This is a genomic window from Microbacterium sp. T2.11-28 (assembly GCF_950097975.1).
Classification (GTDB): domain Bacteria; phylum Actinomycetota; class Actinomycetes; order Actinomycetales; family Microbacteriaceae; genus Microbacterium.
Map to the genome: position 1 here is coordinate 849,231 of NZ_CATNHF010000001.1, position 25,690 is coordinate 874,920.

General features: G+C 70.0%; 24 protein-coding genes and 1 tRNA gene. 11 read left to right on the forward strand and 14 right to left on the reverse strand.

What is annotated here, in order from left to right; all coding sequences use genetic code 11:
- Window positions 1-157 precede the first annotated feature (157 nt).
- A complete protein-coding gene (locus tag QQZ13_RS04130; protein WP_284527836.1) occupies window positions 158-493 on the reverse strand; it encodes a helix-turn-helix transcriptional regulator in 336 nt (111 codons plus the stop codon).
- 125 nt (window positions 494-618) lie between these two features.
- On the opposite strand from QQZ13_RS04130, the gene QQZ13_RS04135 reads away from it, so the two are divergent.
- Window positions 619-963 (forward strand): metalloregulator ArsR/SmtB family transcription factor, encoded by a 345-nt coding sequence (locus QQZ13_RS04135; RefSeq protein ID WP_284527837.1) that lies wholly within the window; start codon window positions 619-621, stop codon window positions 961-963.
- Window positions 960-2,207, forward strand: a complete 1,248-nt coding sequence (locus tag QQZ13_RS04140; protein ID WP_284527838.1) for an MFS transporter — start codon at window positions 960-962, stop codon at window positions 2,205-2,207. Before QQZ13_RS04135 ends, QQZ13_RS04140 begins: the two co-directional genes overlap by 4 nt.
- A 67-nt stretch (window positions 2,208-2,274) precedes the next feature.
- Here the strand turns inward: QQZ13_RS04140 and QQZ13_RS04145 are convergent, their stop codons facing one another.
- Window positions 2,275-2,832 carry a hypothetical protein gene (locus QQZ13_RS04145; RefSeq protein ID WP_284527839.1) on the reverse strand — a complete coding sequence of 186 codons (558 nt, stop codon included), beginning with the start codon at window positions 2,830-2,832 and terminating at the stop codon, window positions 2,275-2,277.
- 164 nt (window positions 2,833-2,996) lie between these two features.
- On the opposite strand from QQZ13_RS04145, the gene QQZ13_RS04150 reads away from it, so the two are divergent.
- The 4 genes from QQZ13_RS04150 to QQZ13_RS04165 all read left to right on the forward strand — a co-directional run bounded on the left by QQZ13_RS04150 (window position 2,997) and on the right by QQZ13_RS04165 (window position 7,275).
- On the forward strand, window positions 2,997-3,326 hold the full coding sequence (locus QQZ13_RS04150) for a hypothetical protein (protein WP_284527840.1): 330 nt from the start codon (window positions 2,997-2,999) through the stop codon (window positions 3,324-3,326).
- A complete protein-coding gene (locus QQZ13_RS04155) occupies window positions 3,326-4,237 on the forward strand; it encodes a hypothetical protein (protein ID WP_284527841.1) in 912 nt (303 codons plus the stop codon). The genes QQZ13_RS04150 and QQZ13_RS04155 overlap by 1 nt, the downstream gene beginning before the upstream one ends.
- Window positions 4,238-4,333: 96 nt before the next feature.
- Window positions 4,334-5,332, forward strand: coding sequence for a tyrosine-type recombinase/integrase (locus QQZ13_RS04160; RefSeq protein WP_284527842.1), 999 nt, complete (start codon window positions 4,334-4,336; stop codon window positions 5,330-5,332).
- Window positions 5,329-7,275: a hypothetical protein gene (locus tag QQZ13_RS04165; RefSeq protein ID WP_284527843.1), complete on the forward strand. Its 1,947-nt coding sequence runs from the start codon at window positions 5,329-5,331 to the stop codon at window positions 7,273-7,275. The genes QQZ13_RS04160 and QQZ13_RS04165 overlap by 4 nt, the downstream gene beginning before the upstream one ends.
- A 246-nt stretch (window positions 7,276-7,521) precedes the next feature.
- Here the strand turns inward: QQZ13_RS04165 and QQZ13_RS04170 are convergent.
- Both QQZ13_RS04170 and QQZ13_RS04175 read right to left on the reverse strand, forming a co-directional pair.
- Window positions 7,522-7,594 (reverse strand) — tRNA-Thr (locus tag QQZ13_RS04170).
- A gap of 35 nt (window positions 7,595-7,629) precedes the next feature.
- Window positions 7,630-8,607 carry a thioredoxin domain-containing protein gene (locus QQZ13_RS04175; protein WP_284527844.1) on the reverse strand — a complete coding sequence of 326 codons (978 nt, stop codon included), beginning with the start codon at window positions 8,605-8,607 and terminating at the stop codon, window positions 7,630-7,632.
- A 259-nt stretch (window positions 8,608-8,866) separates the two neighbouring features.
- Here QQZ13_RS04175 and QQZ13_RS04180 point away from each other — a divergent pair, with 259 nt between their 5' ends.
- Window positions 8,867-9,970, forward strand: a complete 1,104-nt coding sequence (locus QQZ13_RS04180) for an ABC transporter ATP-binding protein (RefSeq protein ID WP_284527845.1) — start codon at window positions 8,867-8,869, stop codon at window positions 9,968-9,970.
- A gap of 82 nt (window positions 9,971-10,052) precedes the next feature.
- The gene (locus tag QQZ13_RS04185) at window positions 10,053-11,360 is read left to right on the forward strand and encodes a DUF4032 domain-containing protein (protein ID WP_284527846.1); all 1,308 of its coding nucleotides are present in this window, start codon (window positions 10,053-10,055) and stop codon (window positions 11,358-11,360) included.
- Window positions 11,361-11,375: 15 nt separating this feature from the next.
- Here QQZ13_RS04185 and QQZ13_RS04190 read toward each other — a convergent pair whose 3' ends face one another.
- The 5 genes from QQZ13_RS04190 to QQZ13_RS04210 all read right to left on the reverse strand — a co-directional run bounded on the left by QQZ13_RS04190 (window position 11,376) and on the right by QQZ13_RS04210 (window position 17,760).
- Window positions 11,376-12,014, reverse strand: a complete 639-nt coding sequence (locus tag QQZ13_RS04190) for an NAD(P)-dependent oxidoreductase (protein ID WP_284527847.1) — start codon at window positions 12,012-12,014, stop codon at window positions 11,376-11,378.
- Between the two features lie 103 nt (window positions 12,015-12,117).
- Window positions 12,118-13,206: a zinc-binding dehydrogenase gene (locus QQZ13_RS04195; protein ID WP_284527848.1), complete on the reverse strand. Its 1,089-nt coding sequence runs from the start codon at window positions 13,204-13,206 to the stop codon at window positions 12,118-12,120.
- 4 nt (window positions 13,207-13,210) lie between these two features.
- Window positions 13,211-14,140, reverse strand: coding sequence for an NAD(P)-dependent oxidoreductase (locus QQZ13_RS04200; RefSeq protein ID WP_284527849.1), 930 nt, complete (start codon window positions 14,138-14,140; stop codon window positions 13,211-13,213).
- Between the two features lie 57 nt (window positions 14,141-14,197).
- The gene (locus tag QQZ13_RS04205) at window positions 14,198-15,571 is read right to left on the reverse strand and encodes a 2-oxo acid dehydrogenase subunit E2 (RefSeq protein WP_284527850.1); all 1,374 of its coding nucleotides are present in this window, start codon (window positions 15,569-15,571) and stop codon (window positions 14,198-14,200) included.
- On the reverse strand, window positions 15,571-17,760 hold the full coding sequence (locus QQZ13_RS04210) for a thiamine pyrophosphate-dependent enzyme (protein WP_284527851.1): 2,190 nt from the start codon (window positions 17,758-17,760) through the stop codon (window positions 15,571-15,573). Before QQZ13_RS04210 ends, QQZ13_RS04205 begins: the two co-directional genes overlap by 1 nt.
- A gap of 156 nt (window positions 17,761-17,916) precedes the next feature.
- Between QQZ13_RS04210 and QQZ13_RS04215 the strand changes: the two genes are divergently transcribed.
- Genes QQZ13_RS04215 through QQZ13_RS04225 form a run of 3 tightly spaced genes read left to right on the forward strand, consistent with a single transcriptional unit; the run spans window position 17,917 to window position 20,559 of the window.
- Window positions 17,917-18,441 (forward strand): VOC family protein, encoded by a 525-nt coding sequence (locus QQZ13_RS04215; RefSeq protein ID WP_284527852.1) that lies wholly within the window; start codon window positions 17,917-17,919, stop codon window positions 18,439-18,441.
- A 24-nt stretch (window positions 18,442-18,465) separates the two neighbouring features.
- Complete coding sequence (locus tag QQZ13_RS04220) at window positions 18,466-19,152, forward strand: GntR family transcriptional regulator (RefSeq protein WP_284527853.1); 687 nt, start codon at window positions 18,466-18,468, stop codon at window positions 19,150-19,152.
- A gap of 30 nt (window positions 19,153-19,182) precedes the next feature.
- Window positions 19,183-20,559 (forward strand): NADP-dependent succinic semialdehyde dehydrogenase, encoded by a 1,377-nt coding sequence (locus QQZ13_RS04225; RefSeq protein WP_284527854.1) that lies wholly within the window; start codon window positions 19,183-19,185, stop codon window positions 20,557-20,559.
- A 258-nt stretch (window positions 20,560-20,817) separates the two neighbouring features.
- On the opposite strand, the gene QQZ13_RS04230 is transcribed toward QQZ13_RS04225, so the two are convergent.
- From QQZ13_RS04230 to QQZ13_RS04250, 5 genes are all read right to left on the reverse strand, one after another.
- A complete protein-coding gene (locus QQZ13_RS04230) occupies window positions 20,818-21,468 on the reverse strand; it encodes a helix-turn-helix domain-containing protein (RefSeq protein WP_284527855.1) in 651 nt (216 codons plus the stop codon).
- 16 nt (window positions 21,469-21,484) lie between these two features.
- Window positions 21,485-22,150: a cupin domain-containing protein gene (locus QQZ13_RS04235; RefSeq protein WP_284527856.1), complete on the reverse strand. Its 666-nt coding sequence runs from the start codon at window positions 22,148-22,150 to the stop codon at window positions 21,485-21,487.
- 75 nt (window positions 22,151-22,225) lie between these two features.
- Window positions 22,226-23,536, reverse strand: a complete 1,311-nt coding sequence (locus QQZ13_RS04240; RefSeq protein ID WP_284527857.1) for a Xaa-Pro peptidase family protein — start codon at window positions 23,534-23,536, stop codon at window positions 22,226-22,228.
- A complete protein-coding gene (locus QQZ13_RS04245; RefSeq protein ID WP_284527858.1) occupies window positions 23,533-24,003 on the reverse strand; it encodes a RidA family protein in 471 nt (156 codons plus the stop codon). The genes QQZ13_RS04240 and QQZ13_RS04245 overlap by 4 nt, the downstream gene beginning before the upstream one ends.
- Before the next feature lie 25 nt (window positions 24,004-24,028).
- Window positions 24,029-25,690, reverse strand: a complete 1,662-nt coding sequence (locus QQZ13_RS04250) for an amidohydrolase (RefSeq protein ID WP_284527859.1) — start codon at window positions 25,688-25,690, stop codon at window positions 24,029-24,031.

Here is a 25,690-nt window from a genome sequence, read left to right on the forward strand (position 1 = left end):
CCACAGCAGGCGTCACCGACATCCACCACGACTTGAGGACACCCGTCGGTGACGTTCGGACCGCAGCACGCATCCCCACCTCGGGCGGGGCGAGTCATCTCGACGCGTCCGACCAGCGGCGAAGGTCGCGCCTCATCCCGACCGCAGCACTCCTCGCTCATGCGCAGCACTCGCAATGCTCATCCGCGCACGGGGCGCCTTCGTCGACGGCCACGACCGCCTCCAACAGGTGCCGAAGGCCCAAGGTCAGGTGGGGATCCGCGATTTCGTACCGTGTCCGCCGCCCTTCCGAGCTCGCCACGACGAGCCCGCATCCCCGTAGACAGGTCAAATGATTTGACACGTTCGACCGCGTCAGATCGAGTTCTCGGGCGAGCTCCGCTGGATACCCCGGAGCATCCAGCAGCGCCAGCAGAATGCGCGACCGCGAAGGATCGGCCATTGCCCGCCCCACCCGATTCATCACGTCAACACGAGAGGCAATGGTCATCATGCACTGACCATACATCGTTCACTGAACTGTCATCAAGCCCTCAGAACTACCACCAACCGTGATCGCGCTGCCAATCAGAGCGCCTGCCGGATAGCGCATGCGATCCAGCCTGTTAGTATCTACGCATGCACGCAGATACGCATGAAGAATCGCTGTCGCCCGAGACGCCGCTCGTCGACGTCGCGGTCGAGGTGTTCCGGCTTCTGTCCGACGCAACGCGGGTGCGGATCATCCTCGCGCTCAAGGACGGCGAGCTGTCGGTGAACCACCTGGCCGACATCCTCGATCGGCCGGCGGCATCCGTCTCGCAGCATCTCGCCAAGCTGCGCTGGGCGCGGCTCGTGCACGCGCGCCAGGACGGCAACCGCGCGTTCTACTCGCTCGTCGACGAGCACGCGCTGCGCGTCGTCAAGGAGGCGCTGCTGCAGGCAGAGCACAGCGTCGACGAACGACCCGCTCACCACGCATGAGCGCCGTCGGATCCGGGCTCGTTTCCGTTCTCGCCGATCGGTCATATCGTCGCCTCTTCAGTGCTCAGGTGATCGCGCTGCTGGGAACGGGCATGCTCACGGTGGCGCTCGGGCTCCTGGCTTTCGATCTCGCCAGCGACGAGGCAGGAGCAGTCGTCGGGACCGCGTTGACGATCAAGATGGTCGCGTACGTGGGGGTTGCTCCCCTGGTCGCCGCTGCGGTCGACCGACTCCCCCGCAAAGCCGTGCTCATCGGCGCGGACCTCGTGCGTGCGCTCATGGCGCTGGGCCTGCCGTTCGTCACCGAGGTCTGGCAGATCTACGTGCTCATCTTCCTGCTGCAGTCCGCGTCGGCGACGTTTACGCCGGCGTTCCAGTCGACGATTCCGAGCATTCTCACCGACGAGCGGGACTACACCAAGGCGCTCTCGCTGTCGCGGCTCGCCTACGACCTCGAAGCGATCGTGAGTCCCCTCGTCGCCGCGGCGCTGCTGACGGTCATCTCGTACTCGAACCTCTTCGCCGCGACAGTCGGCGGCTTCCTCCTCTCGGCCGCGCTCGTGTTCGCGACGGCGATCCCGGCGCGCTCGGCCCCCGCGCAGACACGCAGCTTCTGGCAGCGCACGACCGAGGGCGTCCGCGTCTTCGCGCGTACGCGCAGTCTGCGCTTCCTCATGCTGATGAACGTCGTGGTCGCCGCGGGCACCGCGCTCGTCCTCGTCAACAGCGTCGTCTACATCAAGGGGGTCTTCGCGCTCGACGACAGCGCGCTCGCCCTCGCCTACGGTGCGTACGGGGTCGGCTCGCTCCTGGTGGCGCTGAACACGCCGCGGATCGTGGATGCCGTCGGCGTCACCCGCGCGATGCTGCTCGGCGCGGGAGTCGTCGTCGCAGGGCTCACCGGCGCGCTCGTGTTCACCCTCGTGGCGACGAACGGGGGTGGCGCGTGGGGCGTGCTGCTCGTCGTCTGGGCCGTCCTCGGGGCAGGTACGTCGCTCATCAACACGCCGTCGGCGCGGCTGCTGCTGGCCGCGTCGACCGAAGACAACCGCGCCCTCGTGTACACCGCCCAGTTCTCGCTGTCGCACGCCTGCTTCCTGATCAGCTATCCGATCGCGGGCTGGATCGGGGCGTGGACTCTGGTCGCGGCGGTGTCGGCGCTGCTGGCGGTGGCGGTCCTTGCCGCGCTGATCGGCGGGCGGCTCGGCGAGCGAGTACACAAGGCAATGTTGCCTGAGGACTAGGCGCTCGTTGTCGATGGTTCCGATACCGCTGCGTTCTTTCCGAACGAACCCAGACGGTCCTGCCTCCTCAGATTGACCGGCGATTTGGGCTGAGAAGCGTTCTGAGACCCTCGACGCGCTGAGGATCGAGTCTTCCTGTCTGCAGGCTGCGGAGTTGTCGGCCGAGCCATCGCGCATGTGCGAACTCGACCGGGTCGGATGCCGCGTGAGTGGGCAGTTTGCCTGTCCGGCGCTGGTGTTCCAGGCAAGCGGCCAGTCTGCGTTCCCATATCGCACCGCGCGGGTCCCAGTCGAATGCGGGCGACACCTCCAAGCGCGCCAGCTGGTAGGCATTGAGCCGATCCTCGAACCGCCGTTGGTACCGCGCCCATTCGCCCAGGTGGCGTTCATTCTTGCCCAGGGTGTGGCGTGCCCGAGTGTTCTCACGGGGGCGTCTCCCTGTATCCCGGTGGAACTGCTCGTACGCGAGCAGTGACATGCTCCACTTCACCGCGCGCGGGTAGAGAACGCGTTCGTCGGCGAGCAGCCGGGATGCCTCCTCCGAGTACCGCCGTCCCTCTTGATCGCGGGCGTCGATGGCCTGTCGGAGCGCATCGGCGAGCGCGTGCAGTTCCTCGTTGGTCACGGTGGTGCGCGGTCCTTCCATGGGTTCGGGGTTGGCCCCATGGATCTATGCGCGGTGCGTGGTGTGTCAGTGGACACGCAGCGTGACGGCAGTGCTGTCGGTGAGTCGGTGGAGTTGCACTTTCGCGATTCCTAGCCTGGGCAGACCCCTATCAGGAGGCCGCGATGGCAATGCAGACGACATCGATCAGTGATCTCTGTGGCGTGATCGCGGGCGCGTACGTCATCTCGACGAGTGACGGATGCCGGTTCCTCGTCGACATTGATGAGTGCGTAACGGTCCGGCTTGGCTCGAGCGATGAGGTGCTCATCGGGAGAGGGCAGGCTCGCTCGGATCGCCTCCTCGTCGTCGCTACGTGCCGAATCGGTGAGCCGATGGTGCTGTTGGTCGATCGCGGTGTGCCGAACGTGGAGTTCACGCGGCGCGAGACCGCCTCCGTGACGCGGATCGCTCGCCTCCTCCGCCCGCCGCAGTTCGACCGACGTGATGCCTGATGGGCGAGGACTCGAGGCGGTCGGCATCAGCGACCGACGACGCTACGCTCGCTGGCTTCCTGCCGGTGCACGCGTTGCCTTACTGGGAAGTCCTGGAACCTGTCGTGATCGCGGCGGTGAATGCGGCGGTTCGCGTTTCCAGTCGGCCACCTCGGCAGTTTCTGTCGGCGGCCACGGCGATGGCGCTGTGGGCGTGGCGGACGAAGGCACTCGCACCGGACGCGAAGGAGATCTTCCGTCGTCCGCTGGTGAACGAGTTCGTGCATCGCGGGATGCCGGGCACGACGCGCGCGACGCGCGCGACGTACCGCTCGGCGCTCGTTGTCGTCGCTGACGCCCTGCTGCCGCCGGCCGAACGGGCTTACCGGATTCCTCGTTCTGAACCGACTCCGCCCTACACGCATGCGGAGATCGCCGCGATGCGGAGCTGGGCGGTCCGGCAGGGCCACCCAGCGCGACGTCTCGATGCTCAGTTGTTGTTGGCGTTGGGGTTGGGTGCCGGGCTGACGACGCTGGAGCTGCTGCGCGTTCGCACCTCGGAAGTGGACGTGAGTGGTGATGAGGTTCGGATCCAGGTGTGGGAGGGGCGGCCCCGGGTCGTGCCAGTGCTCCGCGCGTGGCAGCAGCCTGTGAGGGACGCGCTCGAGAGCGCGACGGTCGAGCAGTGGCTGTTCCGTCCTCGTCGACGTGGAGTCCAGCCCGGGCAGGTCACCGACTTCCTCCATCGCCGGCACGACACTCCGGTCGACGTGCGTCCCGTGCGGATGCGGACGACCTGGCTCCTCACCCACCTCACCCTCGGCACACCTCCCCACGAGTTGCTTCGGATCGCCGGGTTGGAGCAGTTGGCGTCGCTCGACCGGATCAACCGGTTCCTGCCGCCGCGAGCTCCGAAGCCCTCGCGGGGCTAACTCGTCGGGTGCCTGGAGAGCTGGCGGTGCGGCGTGTGTCGTTGGCTCTCGAGATGGTCGTGCGCAAACTTTTCCGTCGCCGCGTACATGCTCGGCATGACCGACTCTCGAAAAGACCGACTCTCCGACATTCCCGCCCACATCGAGGCCATCCGGGACCACCACCCGCGGGTCAACGACCGCGCGTGGAAGATGATCACCCGCTACGAACCGATCAGCCGCGACCTTCGCGGAGCGTGGGCGGAGGTGCGCCCTTTCACGGTCGACACTGCCGCCTCGATGTTGCCCGACACCTTCAACGTCACCCGCCGACTGATGTCGATGACCGCCCGCTTCCACTGCTGGGTGTGGGCGCGCACGGGTATCGAACTGACGGTCCAGGCCGTCTATACGCAGAGCCACATCGATCGCTACCTCGCGGCGGAACACAAGAACAGCTCCGTGCCGCACCGCTACGGAACCTCGCAGCAGATCGTCCACGTCGGACGCGTCCTCGCAGACCTCGACCTCGTCACGGCGCCGTTCCAGGGCGACAAGGTCCGCGACGCGTTCACGAAGAAGCAGATCGCGATCATGCACAGTTGGGCGAACTCGCGGACGACCCTCCTGAAGCGGCAGAACGCGTGGGCGATCCTCGGCCTCGCCGGCGGCGCCGGACTCACCTCGGCGGAGATCGTCAACGCCCGCGTCGGCGACATTGTTCGCGACGGTGAACTGACGTTCGTCCACGTCCATGGCGACCGAGCCCGACGCGTTCCCGTCCGGCAGTCATGGTCCCGTGCCCTGCTCCGCAGCATCGAGGGTCGGGAGAGCGCGGACGAGAACCTGTTCGTCGGCTTCCGCGACGACGAGTACCCGCCGCGGGTCATCCAGCACTTCCTCAGCGACAACCCCGCACCGGTGCGCCCGACGCCCGCGGCGCTGCGCACCAGCTGGCTGATGCACCACATCGACAACAACGTCCCTGTGACCGTGCTTCAGCAGGTCTCCGGCATCCAGCACCTCCAGACGCTCGTCCGCTACTACGAGAACGCCCTACCCCTCGAGGTCGCCGACTACACCGCGCTCCTCACCGGGACGGAGGCGGCCCGATGAGCACCACCGACACCGACTACCACCTCCCCGGCTACACCACCGAGTTCGGTGGCATCACCGAACGGGAGATCGTCGGCCGCGGGCGCAACATGCAGACCGTCGACCCCGGCCTCGTCGCCCTCGTCGAGTCGCGTGTCCGGAAGTCCGGCGTCCTCGAACAGCTCGAGCGGTGGAGCGCCGAAGACGCCAACCCCGACGGGATGGGCGGCAGGCCCGCCGCCATCTCCTTCCGCGCCCTCCTCACCGCGATGCTCATCCTCACCCACGAGGGCGCACCGCTGCACATGAGTCGCGCGGCCACGCTCCTGCAGCACCGCCTCGACGATCAGTCCCGCACGCTGCTCGGGGTGTCGAAGCCGGCCACCGCGTTCGCGACGCACACGGCGATCAACGCCCGCTGGTACAACAACACGGTCCGCGCCTTCCACCGCATCATCCGACTCGTCGACCCCTACCCGCAGGAGCGATACACGTCGAAGACGCACACGCAGATCCAGCGGATCCTGAAGGAACACGACGCGGAACGTGCCGACAAGTACAAGGCGCGCCTCGATCACTTCACCCGAGTCATGCTGAACATGTCGTTCATGGAGCAGCCGAGGCAGATCCGCCGCGCCTCCAAGCAGATGGACGTCTCCTTCGACCAGACCTACGTCGGCACCCCGACGACGAAGGGCTACTCCAAGAAGCACCTCAACGCCCGTGTTCGGGCCGAGAAGGGCGCCGACCTCGGTCAGCTCGCTCCAGGACCGGTCGACGCGTTCGCCGGCTGGCACGCCAAGAGCGGCAAGGGCGAACGCAACGACCACCAGAAGGGCGAGATCGATCAGACCGCCCCCGGACGCGGCGAGTACACCAACTACGACTGGGGATGGGTCGCCAACCTCGCCGTCCGCGTCGACTCCGAAGCCGCCGGCTCCAAACGCTTCCCCGGCCTCGTCGTCGCCGCGTCGCTCAGCATCCCCAACATGGAGGTCGCCGAAGAAGCCACCCGCCTTCTTCAGACTGCCGCGACGATCGACCCCACCCTCACCCCTGGGGTCGCCGATGCCGACAAGCAGTACTTCGCGAACAGCAAGTCGTTCCGGCTCCTCGTTCCCGCACTGGAAGTCGGGTTCACCCCGTCGACCGACTACCGGACCGACCGGATGGGTGTAAAGGGCGGAGACCACGGTGCCCTCTTCGTCGAAGGCGAGGCCTACTGCCCCAGCACACCAAAGGAGTACCTCGAGGCGACTCCCATGTACCTCGCGGACAACATCGACCGGCCTACCTACCGAGCCCGCCTCGAAGAACGAGAGAACTACCGCCTCCACGTCAAAGAGAAGGCAAAGACCCCCGCCGGGAAGGTGATGCTCCGCTGCCCCGCGCTCGGCAAGTCACCGACAGTCACCTGCCCGCTTCGCGAGCTCATGGTCGGCGCCGCCATCAAGGCGCGACCTGAGGTCAAGCCGGAAGAGATCGAGGAAGAGTTCCTCGACACCATCTGCACGAAGCACTCCGCCGCCTTCGATCTCACCGAGATGCAGTCGCCGCCGCAGGCGTTCGACTACGGCAGCGAGGAATGGGAACAGTTCCACGATCACGCCCGCAACTCCATCGAGTCCGAGAACGGCCAGCTCAAGACATCGGGCAACGACGACATCGAGACCGCCGGCCGCCGGAAGGTCCGCGGCATCGCGGCCGCCCAAGTGATGATCACCATGCTCCTGGTCAACCACAACATCCGGAAGATCGCCGCGTTCTTCAGCGACAAGGAAAAGGAGAAGGCACGCACCACCCCACGCATCCCCCTCCTCCGCCGCAGAGACCGCGTCTGGGCTAACCGGTACACGAAGACCACTGGCAACGGCGACCTCACGATCCCCCGAGGAGTAGCAGCCCACACTCTCAAGGCACACGAGCAAACGTCGCGGCCCCTCGCCATTCCCCTGCGAACCTGAGCTCGACTCAACCAAGCGCCACCCGCCGGCGACGACACCGGCACCACCCACCGCACACGAGACGATCGAACGCGCCCGAAAACCGGGCGCGTTCGTCATTTCACCCACAACTTCACGATCACCACTGACCATGTGACTCACTCGGGCCCCCCAAAGGCCGTAAAGACAGACGGGCACTCGCGCAATGCGAGTGCCCGTCTGTCTTTACGGCAGTTTTGCAAACAGTATTGCTAACGGCCCGTTCGGTGCCGGCTACAGGACTTGAACCTGCAACCCCCGTATTACAAGTACGGTGCGCTACCAATTGCGCCAAGCCGGCGAGGACGCCCCAGTCTATCCGGGCGGTGGGATCGCTTACGGCGTGGGGCTGGGCGACGACGAGGGGGCGGGCGACTCGGTCGACTCCGCCTCCTGCGAGCGGTAGAACGCGTCGCTCGCGCTGGTCATGACGAACTGCGAGAACTCGGCGGGGTCCCCGAGGGCGCCCACGTAGGCCTGGCCGTTGACGAGCACCATGGGGATGCCGGTGAGAGCGAGCCCGTCGGTCTCGGGGATGTCGGTGACGGCGCGCTCAGTGGCGTCCTTCACCCAGGTCGAGAAGTCGCCCGACTCGATGCAGGTGCGCACGCGCTTGGGGTCGTCGGCGCCGGAGGCGATCGCGAGGTCGGCGAGCTCGGCGTCGGTGTAGCCGTCCGAGTCGACGGCGGGCTGGCGCGAGAGCAGCTCGTTGTTGAAGTTGAAGAAGTCGTCGGGCGAATAGGTCGCCATGCAGGCGGCCGCTCCTGCTGCGCGCAGCGAGTACTTGGTGCCGTTGGACTTGGCCGCCATCATCGACACCGGGTGATAGGTGAGCGTCGCCGCCCCCTGCTCGACCCACGCCGAGAGCTGCTGTACGTTGGCGAGCTGCCATTCGCGCGCGCCGGGCGACAGGTAGTCCACGTAGACGCGGATCTCGACGGGAGGCACGGCGTCGGCCGTGGCATCCGGCGTCGGCGTGGGCGTCTCGGTGTCCTCGGCGACCGGGGTGGGGCTCGTGTCGACGCCGACCTGCGCCTCGGGGTCTCCCCCGACCACGCCGGCGACCGACGAGATGGCGAAGCCGTCGGCGGTCGCGTTCAGCGGCTCCAGCTGCGGGCGCCCGGCCGTGGCCGAGATGGTCCACGCGACGACGGCGGTCACGGCCACGCCGGCCACCACGACGCCCGCGACCAGCGCGGAGCGGCGGGCCAGGCGGGCGCGCGACTGCTGCACACGCACCTGCTGCGCCTTCTCGCGCACCGCCTCTCGGCGGTCGATCGAGGCCAGCTCGGGGCGGGAGTCGTCGGTGGACATGGAACCTCTTGTGAAAACGAGTGCGGCGGCATGATGAAGCCGCCCGGTCGCACGGGATTGCGACCAGATCGATGGTAGTCAGACACCCTGAGAAAACCCCAGACACGGTTTGCCCGCGAATGCGCTTTCACACTTCTGGGGACCGGGTCCGCGTGCGATACTTGACCTGCGTCCTCCCGGGACGTGCGGGCCAAGCCCCCGCTCATTCCATTCACTACGGATCGTCCGGCACGTACCTGCCGGTGAAGGAGAAGAACAAATGGCGTCCGTCACCTTTGACAACGCAACCCGCCTCTACCCCGGCGGAACCCGCCCCGCGGTCGACAAGCTGAACCTGGAGGTCGCCGACGGCGAGTTCCTCGTCCTGGTCGGTCCGTCCGGTTGCGGAAAGTCCACCTCGCTGCGCATGCTGGCCGGCCTCGAAGAGGTCAACTCGGGCCGCATCCTCATCGGCGACCGCGATGTCACCGACATCCCGCCGAAGGACCGCGACATCGCGATGGTGTTCCAGAACTACGCGCTGTACCCGCACATGACCGTCGCCGAGAACATGGGCTTCGCCCTGAAGATCGCCGGCGTCGGCAAGGAAGAGCGCGCCAAGCGCGTCGAGGAGGCAGCGAAGCTCCTCGACCTCGAGCAGTACCTCACGCGCAAGCCGAAGGCGCTCTCGGGTGGTCAGCGTCAGCGCGTCGCGATGGGTCGCGCCATCGTGCGTCAGCCCCAGGTGTTCCTCATGGACGAGCCGCTGTCGAACCTCGACGCCAAGCTCCGCGTCCAGACGCGCACCCAGATCGCGTCGCTGCAGCGCCGCCTCGGCGTCACCACGGTCTACGTCACGCACGACCAGACCGAGGCCCTCACGATGGGCGACCGCATCGCGGTGCTCAAGGACGGCCTCCTCCAGCAGGTCGGCACGCCGCGCGACCTGTACGAGAAGCCGAACAACGTGTTCGTCGCCGGCTTCATCGGCTCGCCGGCCATGAACCTGTTCCCGGCGGACCTCGCCGAGGGCGGCGTCAGCTTCGGCACCGCCGTCGTGGGCGTCGAGGCCGACACGCTCGGCAAGGCGCACGGCTCGCAGGTCACGATCGGCGTGCGTCCCGAGGACATCGTCGTGAACCCGGCCGACGGCAAGGGCCTCACGGTCGACGTCGACCTCGTCGAGGAGCTCGGCGCCGACGGCTACCTCTACGGCCACACCGAGATCAACGGCAAGCGCGCCGACCTGGTCGCGCGCGTCGACGGTCGTCGTCACCCGAACGCGGGCGAGAAGGTCGTGCTGGCGCCGGTCGCCGGTCACGTGCACGTCTTCGACCTCGAGTCCGGCGAGCGCCTGACCGACAAGGCCATCGCCTCGGCCTGATCGACAAGCAAGCCAAGCGACGCGGCGCGGCGGGTCATCGACCCCCGCGCCGCGCCGTATGTCAGCACCGGAGGGGAACACCGTGGTGGAGTCTCTGACCATCACCGCCAGCAGCGTCGACGCCGGCCTGCTGTCGCTGCCGTGGTCCACCCCGCTCGAGGAGTGGACGAGCGACACGATCGTCTCGCTCCCCAAGGGCATCTCCCGCCACCTGGTGCGTTTCGCGAGCCTGTCGGGACGGGTCGTCGCCGTCAAGGAGACCACGGCGGAGATGGCGCGCCGCGAGTACGAGATGCTCGGCGCCCTCGCCCGCCTCGACGTCCCCTGCGTCGACCGGTTCGCCGTCATCGACGGCCGGCGCACCCCGAAGGGCGAGCCGCTTCCGGCCGCGCTCGTGACGGCGCACCTGCGCTTCTCGCTCCCCTACCGGGCCCTCTTCACCCAGGTGCTCCGGCCCGACACCGCCGGGCGCCTGGTCGACGCGCTGGCGGTGCTGCTGGTGCGCCTGCACAACATCGGCTTCTTCTGGGGCGACGTGTCGCTCTCGAACACGCTCTTCCGACGGGATGCCGGCGAGTTCGCCGCCTACCTCGTCGACGCCGAGACCGGCGAGCTCCACGAGCGCGGACTCACCCGCGGACAGCGGGAGCACGATCTCGACGTGGCGCGCACGAACATCGCCGGCGAGCTGATGGACCTCGAAGCCGGCGGCCGGCTGGAGCGCGGCATCGACGCCGTCGCGATCGCCGACCGCATCATGTCGTCGTACTGGTCGCTGTGGGGGGCCCTGAACGATCAGGAGACGTTCTCGGCGAACGAGTCCTGGCGCCTCACGGAGCGCGTGCAGCGCCTGAACGAGCTGGGCTTCGACATCGGCGAGATGTCGATCCAGTCGGCACCCGACGGCACGCGCGTCACGATCCAGCCGAAGGTCGTCGACGCCGGGCACCACCAGCGCCGCCTGCTGCGACTCACCGGCCTCGACGTCGAGGAGAACCAGGCCCGCCGCCTGCTCAACGACATGGACGAGTTCAGCGCCCGCGTCTCACGCCTGGGGTCGGACGAGGAGATGGTCGCCCACGAGTGGCTCACGCGCGTGTTCGAGCCCGTGATCAAGGCCATCCCGTACGACCTGCGCGCCAAGCTGGAGCCGGCCGAGGTGTTCCACCAGGTGCTCGAACACCGCTGGTACATGTCGCAGGCCCGCGGCACGTCGGTGCCGATCGCCGAGACCGTGTCGTCGTACATCGACGACGTGCTCAGCCACCGCCGCGACGAGGCGACCGTCATGGGCCCGCCCACCGAGACGACGGCGCTGCCGGTCCTCACCGGCGCGATCGAGCTCGACCCGGACGAGGACGACGCCGTGGACTGGCGCGACCTCGTCTGAGCCGGCTCCCGGGTCTCAGTACCCGACGGTGAAGCGCTCGCGCGAGTGCTTCGGGTTCTCGATCTCGTCGAGCACGGCGACCGCCAGGTCGGCGCCGGAGATGAACGACTCCCCCGCCTCGTCGGTCACGATGACGTCGCCGCCGTCGCGGTAGACGCCGGTGCGCTCACCGGGCGCCCACGCACCGAAGCCGCCCGCCGGGTGGATGAAGAACCAGTCGCGGCCGGACTGCTCGGCCTGCAGGTCCTCGAGGATGCCGATGGCCTCGAGGGCCTCGGGCTTGAACTCCTCGGGGAAGCCGCTGTCGACCACGCGCGGGCCGCCGGGGGCGACCAGGCTGCCGCCGGCGCCGCCGATGACGCCGACGCGCACGTCGTCGGGGAGGACGGAGAGCAGCGCCTCGATGTTCGGGCGCACCTGCCCGAGCATGTCGCCGCGCGGGGCGATCGCCGACACGACGACGTCGGCGCCGGTGAGCTCGTTGGCGAGAGCGGGGACGTCGAGCAGGGTGCCCTCGACGTAGGTGGCGCCCTCGACGCGCTCCGAGGGGAGCGTGCGGGCGATCGACAGCACGGTGTGACCGCGCTGGACGGCCTCGGCGACGATGTGGCGGCCGGCGTAGCCGGTGCCTCCGAGAACGGCGATGGTGGCCATGGTGTTCCTTTCGAAGAGGGTCACCGGGTCCAATCGCCGCGCGCAGCGATTCATTCCCAGGAATCCAGATTGCCCGCGCGAGGGATGTGCGAGCGCGGACGGGTCAGGGCCGCGGCGGGAGGACGAGCGACTTCACCGCCGGCGGACGCCCGTCGGCGATGGGGGCCAGGGCGCCGTCGACGAGGCGCTCGAAGGGCAGCGGCGCGGGCGCGACGACATCCCACCGGCCGGCACGCGCGGCGACCAGCCGGGCCGCGTCGTCGAGGTCGGTCTCGCGCACCATCGCATTCGTGCCGACGAGGGTGATCTCACGGACCGTCACGCGGCCGAGGTCCACCGGGGCCGGCGCCTTCGCGATGCCGACGGCGACGATGGTGGTGCCCATGGGGACGATCTCGATCGCGAGGTCCAGGCCGCGCTGCGACCCGGTCACCTCGAAGAAGACGGGGAGCTCCTCCCCCCAGGCGGCGACGAGCTCGTCGGCGGTGGTCGCCGTGGCTCCGACGACGGTGAGCGTCGCACCGAGCTCCGCGGCGAGGCGGAGCCGCCCGGGATCGAGGTCGACCGCCACGACGCGCGCACCGAGGTCGACGAGCACGTGGATGAGGAACGCGCCGATGCCCCCGACGCCCTGGACGACGGCGACGTCGCCGGATCGCACTCCCGAGCGGCGCGCCGCATGCACGGCGATCGACATCGGCTGGACCAGCGCCGCCTCGTGCTCGTCGATGCCGAGGGCCCCCGCATCGACGCAGCTGGCCGCCGGGGCGGACACGTAGCGCGCCAGCGCACCGTCGCGATGGAGGCCGACCGCCGCGTAGCGACGGCAGACGTTCGAACGGCCGATGCGGCACAGGTCGCACTCGCCGCACGGGCCGGCACCGCACGATGCCGCCAGCCGGCCGATCCAGGCCGGGTCGACGCCGTCGCCGACGGCCACGACGCGACCGGCGAACTCGTGCCCCATCGTCAGCGGCCCGAGGTGCCCGGTGACGGGGTGGCGGACCTCGATCGGCAGGAGCTTCGGACCGTTCCCCCACTCGGCGGCATCCGTCCCGCAGACACCCACCGCGGTGACCTCCAGGAGCAGCTCGCCGGGACCGGGTGACGGCGACGGCACCTCCTCGACGCGCAGATCCCGGCGACCGTGCAGCACGGCCGCGCGCATGGTCGCCGGGATCGCGGCGGTCATCGGCTCAGTCCTGCAGGCCGTCGGTGACAGCCGCGTTCTCGGGCTGCAGGTCGAGCCCGGCCCCGCGCGCGACGGTCAGCAGGAGCGTCGCGAAGTCGAGCTCGGTGTTGCCGGCACCGACCTCCTGCGCGACGATCTGGCGCGTCGCCGAGGCGATCGGCATCGGCGCGCCCAGCCGGTGGGCGGCGTCCAGTCCGAGGTCGAAGTCCTTCTGCAGGAGCGGCATCGTGAACGTCGCGGTGAAGTCGAGGTTCACGAAGGCCGGCGTCTTGTAGCCGGTGAACACGGATCCCATCACGGAGTCGTTGAGGAACGACAGGAACGCCTCGCGGGACACGCCGCCCTTCTGTGCGAGCACCGTGATCTCGGCCAGCGACTGGGTGACGACGCCCAGGAACACGTTGTGCGCGATCTTCACGAGACGCGCCACCTCGCCCTCGCCGACGTACGTCACGCCCCGGCCGAACACCTGAAGCACGGGCTCGACCTCGTCGAACACGTCGCGGGGACCGGAGACGGCGACGGTGAGCTTGCCCGCCGCGATCACGGCCGGGTTGCCGGAGACGGGCGTCGCGAGGAACGCGGTGCCGCGCTCGGTGGCCGCGGCGCGCACCTTCTCGCTCGTGGCCACCGACACCGTCGACACGTCGGCGACGATCCGCGGTGCAGTGTCGCCGGTGAGCAGGCCGTCCGGACCGAGCAGCACCGCCTCGAGGTCCTTGTCGGCCGAGACCATGCTGAACACGAGGTCGCGGCCGGCGAGATCCACGGGACGCGCCACGTGGCTGGCTCCCGCGTCGACCAGCGGCTGCACCTTCGACGCCGTCCGGTTGTAGACGGCGACGTCGTAGCCGGCGTCGAGGAGGCGCTGGATGAGCTGTGCTCCCATGCGTCCCGCACCGATCCAACCGATGGTGGGCAGGGTGTCGGACATGTGGTGTTTCCTTTTCTCTCGGTATCGGGTGTGCGAGCCGTCGTAGGGATTCTCGCGCTAGACGAGCAGCGTCAGCGGGTTCTGGATGCGATCGGTGAAGGCGGCGAGCCACTGCGCGGCGAGCGCGCCGTCGAGGACGCGGTGGTCGGCCGACAGCGTCACCGTCATGACCGTCGCCGCGGTCAGTTCGCCGTCCGAGCCGACGACGGGCCGGCGCTCGGCCGCTCCCACGGCGAGGATGCCGGCGTGCGGCGGGTTGATGATCGCGGAGAAGCGCGACGTGCCGTACATGCCGAGATTCGACACGGCGAACGAGCCGCCCTCCAGCTCGTGCTGCTTGAGACGTCCCGCGCGGGCGCGCTCGGCGACGTCGCGGACCGTGCGGTTCACGCCGCTCAGCGAGAGCGCCTCGACCCCGCGGACGACCGGCGTCACGAGTCCCCCGGGGATCGAGACGGCCACGCCGATGTCGACGCTCGAGAAGCGCCGCGTCGCCTCGTCGGTCCAGATCGCGTTGGCCTCGGGAACATCGAGCATCGCCGCGGCGACGGCCTTCAGGACGAAGTCGTTCACGGAGATCTTCGACTCGGCCTTCTCGTTGATGCGCGTGCGCAGCTCGAGGACCTCGTCGACGATGCAGTCCGCCGACAGGAAGAAGTGCGGCACGGTGACGGTGCTCTCGGTGAGCCGTCGCGCGATCGCTCGACGCATCCCGGTGTGCGGCACGTCCGTGTACGGTGCGGGCTCCCCGGTGGCAGGGACCGGCGCCGCCGTCGTCGCGGCGGGCGCCGTCGCGGGTGCGGGTGCGGATGCGGGCAGATCGTCGAGGTCGCGCCGCACGATGCGGCCGTGGGGTCCCGACCCCTTCAGGCCGGTGAGGTCGAGGCCGCGCTCGCGGGCCAGCTTGCGCACGAGCGGACTGGCGAACTGGCGGGAGCCGTGCTCCGCCGGAGTCTCGACGGCAGCGGCCGGCGCCGCCTCGGGAGTCGCGGGAGCCTCCGGTGGCACGGGCGCCGGAGCCGGGGCGAGCAGACCGTCCTCCGACGACTCCGTCGCGGGTTGATCCCCCGCTCCGGCGGCGGTCGTCGCCGGCTCGGTGGCGTTCGGCTCTGTGGTCTTCGGCTCTGTGGTCTTGGGCTCCGGGCCGGCGGCCGCGACGCCCGCCTCGGCGAGCGCATCCTCGGCGGACTGGCCCTCGCCTGCCAGCACGAGGATCGGCGATCCGACGGCGGCCGCCGCGCCGGCGTCGACGAGCACGGCGGCGACGATCCCCGCCTCCTCCGCCTCGTACTCCACGACCGCCTTCTCGGTCTCGATCTCGACGATCTCCTGGCCGACCTCGACACGGTCGCCCACGGCGACCAGCCACGCCTGCACCGCCGCCTCGGTGGCACCGGCGGCCAGCGCGGGCATGCGCACGACGGCGGCCATCAGCGTCCGCCTCCGTTCGTCCGCACCCGCTCGAGGCCCTCGGCCACTTCCTCCGTGCGGGCGATGGCCGCGCGCTCGAGCACCTTGGAGATGCTGGGGCTGGCCTCGCCTCCGGTGACCCGCTCGATCGGCTGATCGAGCCAGTCGAACAGCCGCCGCTGAAGCTCGTCGGCCAGCCACGCACCGTACGAGGTGCCGCGCGCGCCCTGCTCGACGATGAGGACGGCGCCGGTCTTGCGCACGCTCGCCTCGATCGTCTCCCAGTCGAGCGACGCGCGGTCGAGCCAGCGCAGGTCGATGACCTCGGCGTCGACGCCGGTGCGCTCCACGGCCTCCAGGGTGTGACCCACCATCGAGAGGTAGGTGAGCACGGTCACCGTCGAGCCCTCGCGGCGCACGGCGGCCCGCCCCGGCGGGATCACGTAGTCCAGATCACCGTCGGGCACCCGGTCGGCGGTTCCGTACAGGTCGACGTGCTCGATCACCAGCACGGGATCCTCGAGGGCGAGCGCCGCGTTCAGGAGGCCGATGTAATCGGCCGCCGTCGAGGGTGCCACGATCCGCCATCCCGCGGAGGTCGCGAAGATCCCGGCGGGATCCATGAGGTGCTGCGACCCGTAGCCCGACCCCATGGCGACCTTGGTGCGCAGCACGAGCGGAACGGTGTTGTTGTCGCCGAACATGTGTCGGGCCTTGCCGACCTGGTTGAACACCTGGTCGGCGGCGACCCACATGAAGTCGGGGTACATGAACTCCACGACGGGACGGAACCGGCCGTCGAGCGCCATCCCGCCCGCCAGTCCGAAGAAGCCGTTCTCGCTGATGGGCGTGCCGATCACGCGGTCGGGACCGAAGGCCGCGAGCAGCCCCTTGGTGGCGCCGTTCGTGCCTCCGGCGAGGCGATGGACGTCCTCGCCCATCACGACGATCCGCGGATCGGCGGCCATCCGGCGCTCCATCGCGGCGGCGACGGCGTCGACGAACTTGACGTCGGTCCAGCCGCCGGTGTGGTCGGCGGGCTCGGCCGCGGTGAGGGCGTCGAGCTCGCTCGCGTCGCCGCGGATGCCGGTGTCGACCACGGCCGGGTCGGGCCACAGCGCGGGGACGATGCGGCGACGGCCGGCGTTGTCGGGGTCGTCCTCGGTGAGGGCGCCCACGGCCGCCGCCATCGCCTCGCGTGCCTGTGCGCGCAGAGCCGCCGCCTCGTCGGGGCCGAGCACCGAGAGCTTCGCGAGCTCCTTCTCGAGGCGTGCGATGGGGTCGCGCGCCTTCCAGCTCTTCTCCTCGTCCTTCGTGCGGTATCCGAAGGCGCTCCCCGGATACGGCCCGTTCTGGTGGAAGAAGCGGTACACCTCGGCCTCGATGATCGCCGGCCCTTCACCGGAGCGCATGCGCTCCAGCGCCTCCTGGGTCGCCAGGTGCACGGCGAGGGGGTCCATGCCGTCTACGCGCCACGAGGGGATCCCGAAGCCCTGACCGCGGACCGAGAAGCGCGGGTCGGCGGTCGCCTCCTCGGCGCGGGTGGAGACCGCATAGAGGTTGTTCTCGATGAAGTACATGACGGGCAGGCGCCACGCGGCGGCGAGGTTCATCGACTCCAGCACGGAGCCGATCTGGCTCGCGCCGTCGCCGAAGTAGTTGATCGAGACGTCCGTCGTCCCCGCGTGCTTCTGCGCCCAGGCGTTGCCGGCGGCCAGCGGGGCGCCGCCGCCGACGATCGCGTTCGTGCCGAGCGCCCCCGCCTCCAGCCACTGCAGGTGCATCGATCCGCCCCGCCCGCCCGAGAAGCCCTGGGCGAGCCCGAGGATCTCGGCGAGGGTCCGCTGCAGGAGCGCCTGCATCTCGGCGTCGACGAGATGGGCGGGATCCAGGCGGCCGCCCGAGACGTGCCCGATCGCCTTGGCGAGGAACTGGTGATGGCCGCGGTGCGAGCCGTTGACGGCATCGGTCGAGCGGAGCGTCACGATCGAGCCGACCGCGCCGCCTTCCTGGCCGATGCTGGAGTGCGCCGGTCCGTGCACGAGTCCGGCGCCGGCGAGATCGAGCACGCTCTCCTCGAAGGCGCGGATGAGGTGGAGCTGGCCGAGCATGGTCGTCAGCAGGACGGGATCCGCGGCCTTCCAGTCGGCTGCCGTCGTGCTCAGCTCGATCCAGGGAACGTCGGTCGAGAGGGTGCGTCGTCGCGGCATGTTCGTCTCCATCGATGTCATGCGGTGTGATCACGGTAGAGGACAATTGCATCCAATATCAAGACCCGCATCCCTTCCAGAGTCGATTCGGGTTGATTCGCGGCGGCAAGTGGATACAATCGGGGCAATCACATCGGAGTGACGAGAGGAGCCGACATGCCGATCCCCGGAATGCGCGGAACCGACCACATCGGCTTCACGGTGCCCGACCTCGACGAGGCGGAGCGGTTCCTCGTGGACGTGCTCGGGGCGGTCCGCGTGTACACGCTCGGCGCGAAACGGTCCGACGACGACTTCATGGCGGTGCAGCTGGGCGTCCACCCCCGCACCGCCATCACCGAGATCCGCTTCTACCGGCTCGGCAACGGCAGCAACCTCGAGGTGTTCCACTACGACAGCGCCGACGGGCAGGCGCCACTCCCCCGCAACAGCGACATCGGCGGGCACCACCTCGCGCTGTACGTGGACGACATGGACGCGGCCGTCACCTACCTCCGCGCCCACGACGTGGACGTGATGGGCGAGCCGGTGGTGAGCGCCGGCGCCTCTGCCGGACAGCGCTGGCTCTACTTCCGCAGCCCCTGGGGCATGCAGTTCGAGCTCGTCTCGTTCCCGGACGGCAAGGCGTACGAGGCGCATGCCGACACGCTGCTGTGGCACCCCGCGGATCCGGCGAAGTGATCGGCGACCGGTCAGAGTGAATCCATGAGCCAGATCGACATCACCCGCACCCGCGACGGCGACGCCGGGGCGCGGATCGCCGAGGGCATCCGCAGCCGCATCATCGGGGGCGCCTACCCGCCCGGCACCCGCATCCGTCAGGAGGACGTGGCCGCCGAGTACGGAGCGAGCCGCGTCCCGGTGCGCGAGGCGATCCGGCAGCTGGAGTACGAGGGCCTCGTCACCGTCGTCGCCAACTCCGGAGCGTGGGTGTCGCGGCTGACCCTCGCCGAGTGCGAGGAGGTGTACCAGATGCGCGAGCGGCTGGAGCCTCTGCTCCTGCGGTACTCCGCGCCGCAGCTGGATCCCGCCGCGCTGGAGCATCTCGCCGATCTCGCCCAGCGCATCAGCGAGGCCGGCGACGACACCGAGGCGTTCCTGCAGCTGGACCGCGAGTTCCATCTGGCCAGCTACGCCGCCGCACGCACCTCGCAGCTGGATCCGCTCATCCGCAAGCTCTGGAACACGACGGCGCCCTACCGGCGCGCGTACGTCTCGTCGTGGGACCGCGACTCGCGCCGCATCGCCTACGAGGAGCACCACCTGATGGTGGCCGCCCTCAAGGACGGCGACCTCGAGGAGGCCGAGCGCGTGCTCGGCGGACACATCCGTCGCACACGCCGTCAGCTCGCCCGCACGCCGCACATCTTCGACCACACGCACGACGACTGATCCGCAGTCCGCCCCTCAGAAAGGCCCGCCATGCCCATCGCCTCCATCAACCCCGCCACCGGCGAGACGATCGCCCGGTTCGAGGAGCACGACGACGCCGAGATCGACGCCCGGATCGCGGCGGCCGCCGCGGCCCACCGCACCCTGCGCGGCACCGGGTTCGCGCAGCGCCGGGAGTGGATGCACGCGGCCGCCGACGTGCTCGATGCCGACGTCGACACGGCGGCGGAGATGATCACCGCCGAGATGGGCAAGCCCCTCGCACAGGCCCGCGCCGAGGTCGCGAAATCGGCGAAGGCGATGCGGTTCTACGCCGACCGCGCCGAGGAGTTCCTGTCGGGATGGACGCTCGACGACCCGTCCGCCGTCGGCGCGTCGCGCGCGCACACGGTCTACCAGCCGCTCGGCGTGGTCCTCGCGGTGATGCCGTGGAACTACCCCATCTGGCAGGTCATCCGCTTCGCCGCGCCCGCCCTCATGGCCGGGAACACCGGCCTCCTCAAGCACGCGTCGAACGTGCCGCAGGCCGCGCTCTACCTCGACACGCTGTTCGAGCGCGGCGGGTTCCCGGAGGGCTCGTTCCGCTCGCTCCTGATCCCCGCCGCCAAGGTCGAGGGCGTGCTCCGCGACCCGCGCGTGGTCGCCGCGACCCTCACCGGCTCCGAGCCCGCCGGGCGGTCGGTGGCCGCCATCGCCGGATCGGAGGTCAAGCACGTCGTGCTCGAGCTCGGCGGATCCGACCCGTTCCTCGTGATGCCGTCAGCCGACCTCGACCGCGCCGTGGCGACCGCGGTGACGTCGCGGACGACCAACAACGGTCAGGCCTGCATCAACGCGAAGCGGTTCATCGTCCACGCCGACGTGCACGACGCGTTCGTGGAGAAGTTCGCCGCCGCCATGTCGGCCCTGCGCGTGGGCGACCCGATGGCCGACGGCACCGACATCGGCCCGCTCGCGACCAGGTCGGGCCGTGAGGACCTGATCGAGCTGGTCGACGACGCCGTCGCCGGCGGCGCGACGGCGGTCGTGGGCGGGAGCGTCCCCGACGGCGACGGCTGGTTCTACCCGCCGACGGTGCTCACCGGCCTGACCCCGCAGATGCGCCTGTACCGCGAGGAGGCGTTCGGACCCGTCGCCTCCGTCTATCGTGCCGCGGATGCCGAGGACGCACTGCGGATCGCCAACGACACCACCTTCGGGCTGAGCTCGGCCGTGTGGACGGAAGACGCCGACGAGGAGGAGCGACTGGTCGCCGGCCTCGACGCGGGCGCCGTCTTCGTCAACGGCATGTCGATCTCCTACCCGGAGCTGCCGTTCGGCGGCATCAAGGACTCCGGCGTGGGTCGCGAGCTGTCGGCGGAGGGCATCCGCGAGTTCTGCAACCTCAAGTCGGTCTGGAAGGCCTGATCCCCCCGGTCGTCGAGCGAGCGCACCTCCGGTCGTTGAGCGAGCGCAGCGAGACGAAACGCCACCCCGCCCCGTTTCGTCTCGGTCGCTGCGCTCCCTCGCTCAACGACCGACACCCCCCACCGGACCGCGACACGCCCGGTGGTCGAGCGAGCGCACCCCCGGTCGTTGAGCGAGCGCAGCCCCGGTCGTTGAGCGAGCGCAGCGAGACGAAACGCCACCCCGCCCCGTTTCGTCTCGGTCGCTGCGCTCCCTCGCTCAGGCGTGCGGGACGGGGTCGTTCGCGTTCCGGTCCCGCACGAACCAGATCGCGCGCACCTCGACGTCGCCCTCGTTCCAGAACCGGTGGGGCAGCGCCGAGTCGAACACGATCGAGTCGCCCGGGACGAGCGTCGTCGCCTCGCCGCGCACCTCGACGCTCAGCCGCCCCGCGATGATCACCCCGTACTCGCGGCCCTGATGGACGATGTGCTCGGCGGGCGCCTCGGTGCCGGGGGCGTAGACGACCTCGAGGAACTCGGCGTCGGCCTCGCCGCGCGCCGTGAGCCTGCTCCACCGCGGGCCGGAGCTCAGCTTGATCGAGGGGTGCTGATCGGCGCGCTGCACGATGCCGCTCGCCTCCAGGTCTCCGCCCTCGCCCGAGCCTGATCCGCCGCTGTCGGACGGCGCCGTTGCCCGGACCGGCGGACCCTGCGGGTCGAGGATCTCGTGCATCTGGACGCCCAGCTCGGCGGCGACCGCGTAGAGCGCCGGCACGCTGAAGGACCCGATGCCGCGCTCGACCTGCGAGACGTGGCTCGCCGAGACGCCGATCCGGCGGGCGAGCTCGCGCACGGTCAGGCCCGCACCGGCGCGCAGCTCCCGCACGCGCTCCCCTACGGTGTTCCAGGGCGTCTCGAGCTCGGTCATGCGCTCGCCTCCTCGTTCAGCCTGCGCTGCGACGGTGCAGCCGGCCCATCACGTCGAGCACGTCGACGGCGTTGCGGATGTCGACGGGTGCGTCGGCATCGGTCCGGCGGGTCGACCCGACGATGTACCAGACACCCTCGGCGACCTCGTCTGTGTGGTTGAAGTAGTAGTGGGGCCGCTGAGCGTCGAAGCACAGCGAGTCGCCGGGCCGCAGGACGAAGGTGTCGAACTCGAGCTTGAGCGTCAGCTCGCCGCGCACGATGTAGCCGTGTTCGACGCCGACGTGCCGCATGTGCGTCTCGTCGATCGAGCTGGCCGCGCCGGGCTGATAGGTGGCGAGCACGGCGTCCATGCCCTCGTCGCCGCCGACCGCCAGACTGCGCCACGTGACACCGTTCTGCATGACGATCTCGGGCGCCGCCGAGAACGGCTGCACGGGGTCGGGACGCATGCGGGGCCGGGCGGGCGCGGCGACCGGCGGGTGATGACCGAGCACGTCGTCGACCGAGAGGCCGAGGCAGCTGACGATGGCGTACAGCGTGCTCACCGAGGGCTGCACCTTGCCGGTCTCGACCTGCGACAGCAGGCTCGGCGAGATGGCCGCCTCGGCGGCGGTGGCGCGCAGGCTGAGGCCCCGCGCGGTGCGTGCCGCACGGATGCGGTCACCGAGCTCTCCGGTCATGAGCCTCCCTTCGCGAGACCGACCCTACTCCTGGCTGTGCCGTCAGACTGAACACCACGACGTCTCGTGACGAGGTCAGTACGGATTCGCGACGAACAGCTCCTGGGCGGGGAAGCGGGTGAGCACTTCGATGCCGTAGTCGGTCACCACGACCTCCTCTTCGATCCGCGCCGCGGACGATCCGTCGGAGGCGGGGCAGTAGGTCTCCATCGCGAACACCATGCCGGCCTTCAGCTCCACCGGGTCGGCCATGGAGTTCAGGCGGGAGATGATGGGGCGCTCGTGCAGGCCGAGGCCGAGCCCGTGGGCGAACTGCAGCCCGAAGGCGGCCAGCTCGTTCTCGAAGCCGAAGTCCTCGGCCTTCGGGAGCACGGCGGCGACCTGATCGCTGCCGACACCCGGCCGGATCGCATCGAGCGCGGCGTCCATCCATTCCCGCGCCTGCTTGTACGCGTCGTGCTGGCTGGGCGTCGCCCATCCGACACCGAAGGTGCGGTAGTAGCAGGTGCGATAGCCGTTGTAGGAGTGGATGACGTCGAAGAACGCCTGATCCCCGGGCCGGATGATGCGGTCGGTGAAGTTGTGGGGATGCGGGTTGCACCGCTCCCCCGAGATCGCGTTGATGGCCTCGACTTGGTCGCTGCCGTACTCGTACAGACGCGCGTTGGCGAGGGCGACGATCTCGTTCTCGCGCACGCCCGGACGCAGGGCGTCGGCGATGTCCTGGTAGACGCCGTCCACCATCGCCGCCGCCTGGTTCAGCAGCATGATCTCGTCCCGGTTCTTGATCACCCGCGCGTCGAGCATGTGCTGCTGGGCGTCGGCGATCCGGATGCCGCGGCGCTGCAGCTCGAACAGGAACGGCGGCTCGATGATGTCGATGCCGACGGGCGCATCCTTCAGCCCCGCCGCCGCCAGCAGCGACTCGATCTCGTCGATCGCCGTCTTCATGAGGTCGGCGCCGCCCTCGGGCGCGACGGCGCCCTTGAACCCCAGGAAGCCCGCGCGGTAGTTCTCGTCGGGCACCCAGTCGGAGTAGAGCTTGTGGTGGCGCACCGCCGACCCGAAGTCCCAGAGGATCGGCTCGTGGCCGCGCATGAGCAGCGCGTAGCGGATCATCTTGTCGCCGAGGGCGCCGCCGATCCAGGTCTGGGTCGTGTAGCGGATGTTGTAGAAGTCGAAGAGCAGGAAGGCCCCGCACTCGCTCGCCTCCAGCGCCGCCTGAGCGCGGCCGAGGCGGTACGAGCGCAGCCGGTCGAAGTCGACGCGGTGCTCGTAGTCGACGCCCATGATGCCGGGCGAGCCGAGGGGACGGACGCCGGCCGGCCGGTCGGCGGGCCGCTCGAAGCGGCGCTGGCCGTGGCCGTGGCCGTGATGGGCGCTCACGCGTCCTCCGCCGGGGCGGCGGCGACCACGTGGAACTCGAAGCGCAGCCGCGCGTCGGTGGCCAGGCGCACCACCTGCACCGTCGTGCTCGTGGGGATGTGCCCGCCGAACCACGCGGCCTGGTGCGCGTTGACGACGTCCTGGTCGGCCTCGACGTCGGTGAAGAAGCGGATCATGTTGACGACGTCCTGGCGGCCGCAGCCCGCCGCCGCCAGCGCCTGGTCGAGGTGGTCGAAGGCGTTGCGGACCTGTCCCGCCGCATCGGTGGGCATCGCGTCGAACACCTCGGCCACGTGAGGGTGGTCGTGGTAGACGGGAGCGCCGGTCACGCCGCTGATGAAGACGAGCCGCGCCGGGGAGACCACGCGGATCGCGGGCACGAACGGGCTCACGATGCCGGCGTCGAAGCCCTCGTGGTGGATCACGTCGGCCTGGCCGACCCGACGCGGCGGGGGGATCTGACTCATCTGCTTCTCCTGTCGGTGATGTCCGTCACCGGACGCTGGTCGTGGATCGGTGGGTGATCCGCCCGCCGAGGACGGTCAGGTCGCTCCGGATGTCGCGGAGCTCCTCGTCGGCGCAGGTCAGCGGATCGCGGGTCGGCACGCACAGGTCGGCGTCGTAGCCGGGCACCAGGCGACCGCGATGGCCCTGCTCGCCCGTGAACCAGGCGGCATCCCTCGTGTACGCCGCGATCGCGGCCCAGCGGTCCATGCGGTGAGCGGGATCGCGGCGGCCCCGGCCGTCGAGCGTGTCGCCGGTCACGAGCCACCAGATCGACGCCCACGGCGAGAACCAGTTGGCCCGGGTGGCGTCGGTGCCCGCCCCGATGACGATGCCGAGCTCCCGCATCGTGCCGATCGGCGGCGCCTGCGCGGTCGGGGTCTCGCCCCACGCGTCGGCGTAGTCGCTCCCCTTGAGGATCAGCCGGTTCTGCACGAGCACGCCCGCCCCGAGCCGCGCCAGCCGCTCGAGGTTGCCCCGGCTCGCCTCGTCGGCGTGCACGATCGACCAGCCGCGACCGGCGACCAGCCCGGTCTCGGCCTCGACGCGCTCCCACGCGTCGAGGATCCGCCCGAGCGTCGCGTCGAGCACGGCGTGCACGCTCATGCGCCAGCCGCGACGTGCGCAGAGGCGGACGATGTCCACGAGCTCTTCGGCGGCGTCGTCGGGCATCGCGAACGGGTCGAGCCCCTCCATGTCGTGGCAGCCGAGGTGCGGGATCTCGCCGACGCCGACGATCCGCAGCATCCCGTCGCCGGAATCGGGCTGCACGAGGGTCGTGAGCGCATCGATGTCGGCGACCTCGCCCCCGCGGGTCCAGGCCGAGACGAACAGGCGCGCCCGGATCCCGAGGTCGCCCGTCCGCCAGACCGCGGAGATCGGGTCGTAGTCGCGCGGGGTCATCAGCAGCCCGCCGCCGTCGACGACGCCCGTCAGTCCGTGCCGGGCGAACTCGGCGGCCATCGCCCGGACGCCCTCCTGCGCCTGTGCGGCCTCGGCGCCCAGCGACAGTCCGATCGGCACGGCGAAGGCCCCCACGCCGCGGATCCGTCCGGTGAGCGCACCGTCCTCGTCCCGCTCCAGCACGCCGCGCGGCGGGTCGGCGACGGCGTCGGCGAATCCCGTGGCGCGCAGCCCCGCGGCGTTGAGGATGCCGAGGTCGTACAGCTCCTGCAGGTACACGGGGTGATCGGGCGCGACGGCGTCGAGCTCGGCGCGGTCGGGCGCGCGTCCCTCCGCGAACTGCGAGCGGTGCCATCCGCCGACGACGGAGATCCAGGCGCCCGGCGGAAGGGCCTCGGCGGCCTCGGCGATCGACGCGAGCGCGCCCTCGACCGAGCGCACCGACTCCCAGTGCAGCGAGCGGGACCACGAGTTGGCGCCGCGGACCGCGTGGATGTGGGAGTCGTTGAGGCCCGGGATCACGCGACGACCGTCGAGGTCGATGACCTCCGCGGCCAGGTCGGCGTAGGGCGCGAGCTGCTGATCGGTGCCGACGGCGACGACGCGACCGGCGGCGACGGCGATCGACTCGACCTCGGCCGGAGCCTGGTCGGGGTCGGCGAAGGTGGTGATGCGGCCACCGCGCAGCACGAGGTCGACGAGCGGCAGGGCGCCCGTCAGACGGGGCGCGCGGGGATCGGCGGGCAT

What these genes read in the sequence shown, in the direction of transcription:
- QQZ13_RS04140 (WP_284527838.1), top strand. Translation starts at nt 960, where the DNA reads ATGAGCGCCGTCGGATCCGGGCTCGTTTCCGTTCTCGCCGATCGGTCA.
- QQZ13_RS04180 (WP_284527845.1), top strand. Translation starts at nt 8,867, where the DNA reads ATGGCGTCCGTCACCTTTGACAACGCAACCCGCCTCTACCCCGGCGGA.
- QQZ13_RS04230 (WP_284527855.1), bottom strand. Translation starts at nt 21,468, where the DNA reads ATGACCGAGCTCGAGACGCCCTGGAACACCGTAGGGGAGCGCGTGCGG.
- QQZ13_RS04250 (WP_284527859.1), bottom strand. Translation starts at nt 25,690, where the DNA reads ATGCCCGCCGATCCCCGCGCGCCCCGTCTGACGGGCGCCCTGCCGCTC.
- QQZ13_RS04150 (WP_284527840.1), top strand. Translation starts at nt 2,997, where the DNA reads ATGGCAATGCAGACGACATCGATCAGTGATCTCTGTGGCGTGATCGCG.
- QQZ13_RS04155 (WP_284527841.1), top strand. Translation starts at nt 3,326, where the DNA reads ATGGGCGAGGACTCGAGGCGGTCGGCATCAGCGACCGACGACGCTACG.
- QQZ13_RS04235 (WP_284527856.1), bottom strand. Translation starts at nt 22,150, where the DNA reads ATGACCGGAGAGCTCGGTGACCGCATCCGTGCGGCACGCACCGCGCGG.
- QQZ13_RS04200 (WP_284527849.1), bottom strand. Translation starts at nt 14,140, where the DNA reads ATGTCCGACACCCTGCCCACCATCGGTTGGATCGGTGCGGGACGCATG.
- QQZ13_RS04225 (WP_284527854.1), top strand. Translation starts at nt 19,183, where the DNA reads ATGCCCATCGCCTCCATCAACCCCGCCACCGGCGAGACGATCGCCCGG.
- QQZ13_RS04210 (WP_284527851.1), bottom strand. Translation starts at nt 17,760, where the DNA reads ATGCCGCGACGACGCACCCTCTCGACCGACGTTCCCTGGATCGAGCTG.
- QQZ13_RS04195 (WP_284527848.1), bottom strand. Translation starts at nt 13,206, where the DNA reads ATGACCGCCGCGATCCCGGCGACCATGCGCGCGGCCGTGCTGCACGGT.
- QQZ13_RS04135 (WP_284527837.1), top strand. Translation starts at nt 619, where the DNA reads ATGCACGCAGATACGCATGAAGAATCGCTGTCGCCCGAGACGCCGCTC.
- QQZ13_RS04130 (WP_284527836.1), bottom strand. Translation starts at nt 493, where the DNA reads ATGATGACCATTGCCTCTCGTGTTGACGTGATGAATCGGGTGGGGCGG.
- QQZ13_RS04175 (WP_284527844.1), bottom strand. Translation starts at nt 8,607, where the DNA reads ATGTCCACCGACGACTCCCGCCCCGAGCTGGCCTCGATCGACCGCCGA.
- QQZ13_RS04160 (WP_284527842.1), top strand. Translation starts at nt 4,334, where the DNA reads ATGACCGACTCTCGAAAAGACCGACTCTCCGACATTCCCGCCCACATC.
- QQZ13_RS04215 (WP_284527852.1), top strand. Translation starts at nt 17,917, where the DNA reads ATGCCGATCCCCGGAATGCGCGGAACCGACCACATCGGCTTCACGGTG.
- QQZ13_RS04205 (WP_284527850.1), bottom strand. Translation starts at nt 15,571, where the DNA reads ATGGCCGCCGTCGTGCGCATGCCCGCGCTGGCCGCCGGTGCCACCGAG.
- QQZ13_RS04245 (WP_284527858.1), bottom strand. Translation starts at nt 24,003, where the DNA reads ATGAGTCAGATCCCCCCGCCGCGTCGGGTCGGCCAGGCCGACGTGATC.
- QQZ13_RS04165 (WP_284527843.1), top strand. Translation starts at nt 5,329, where the DNA reads ATGAGCACCACCGACACCGACTACCACCTCCCCGGCTACACCACCGAG.
- QQZ13_RS04190 (WP_284527847.1), bottom strand. Translation starts at nt 12,014, where the DNA reads ATGGCCACCATCGCCGTTCTCGGAGGCACCGGCTACGCCGGCCGCCAC.
- QQZ13_RS04220 (WP_284527853.1), top strand. Translation starts at nt 18,466, where the DNA reads ATGAGCCAGATCGACATCACCCGCACCCGCGACGGCGACGCCGGGGCG.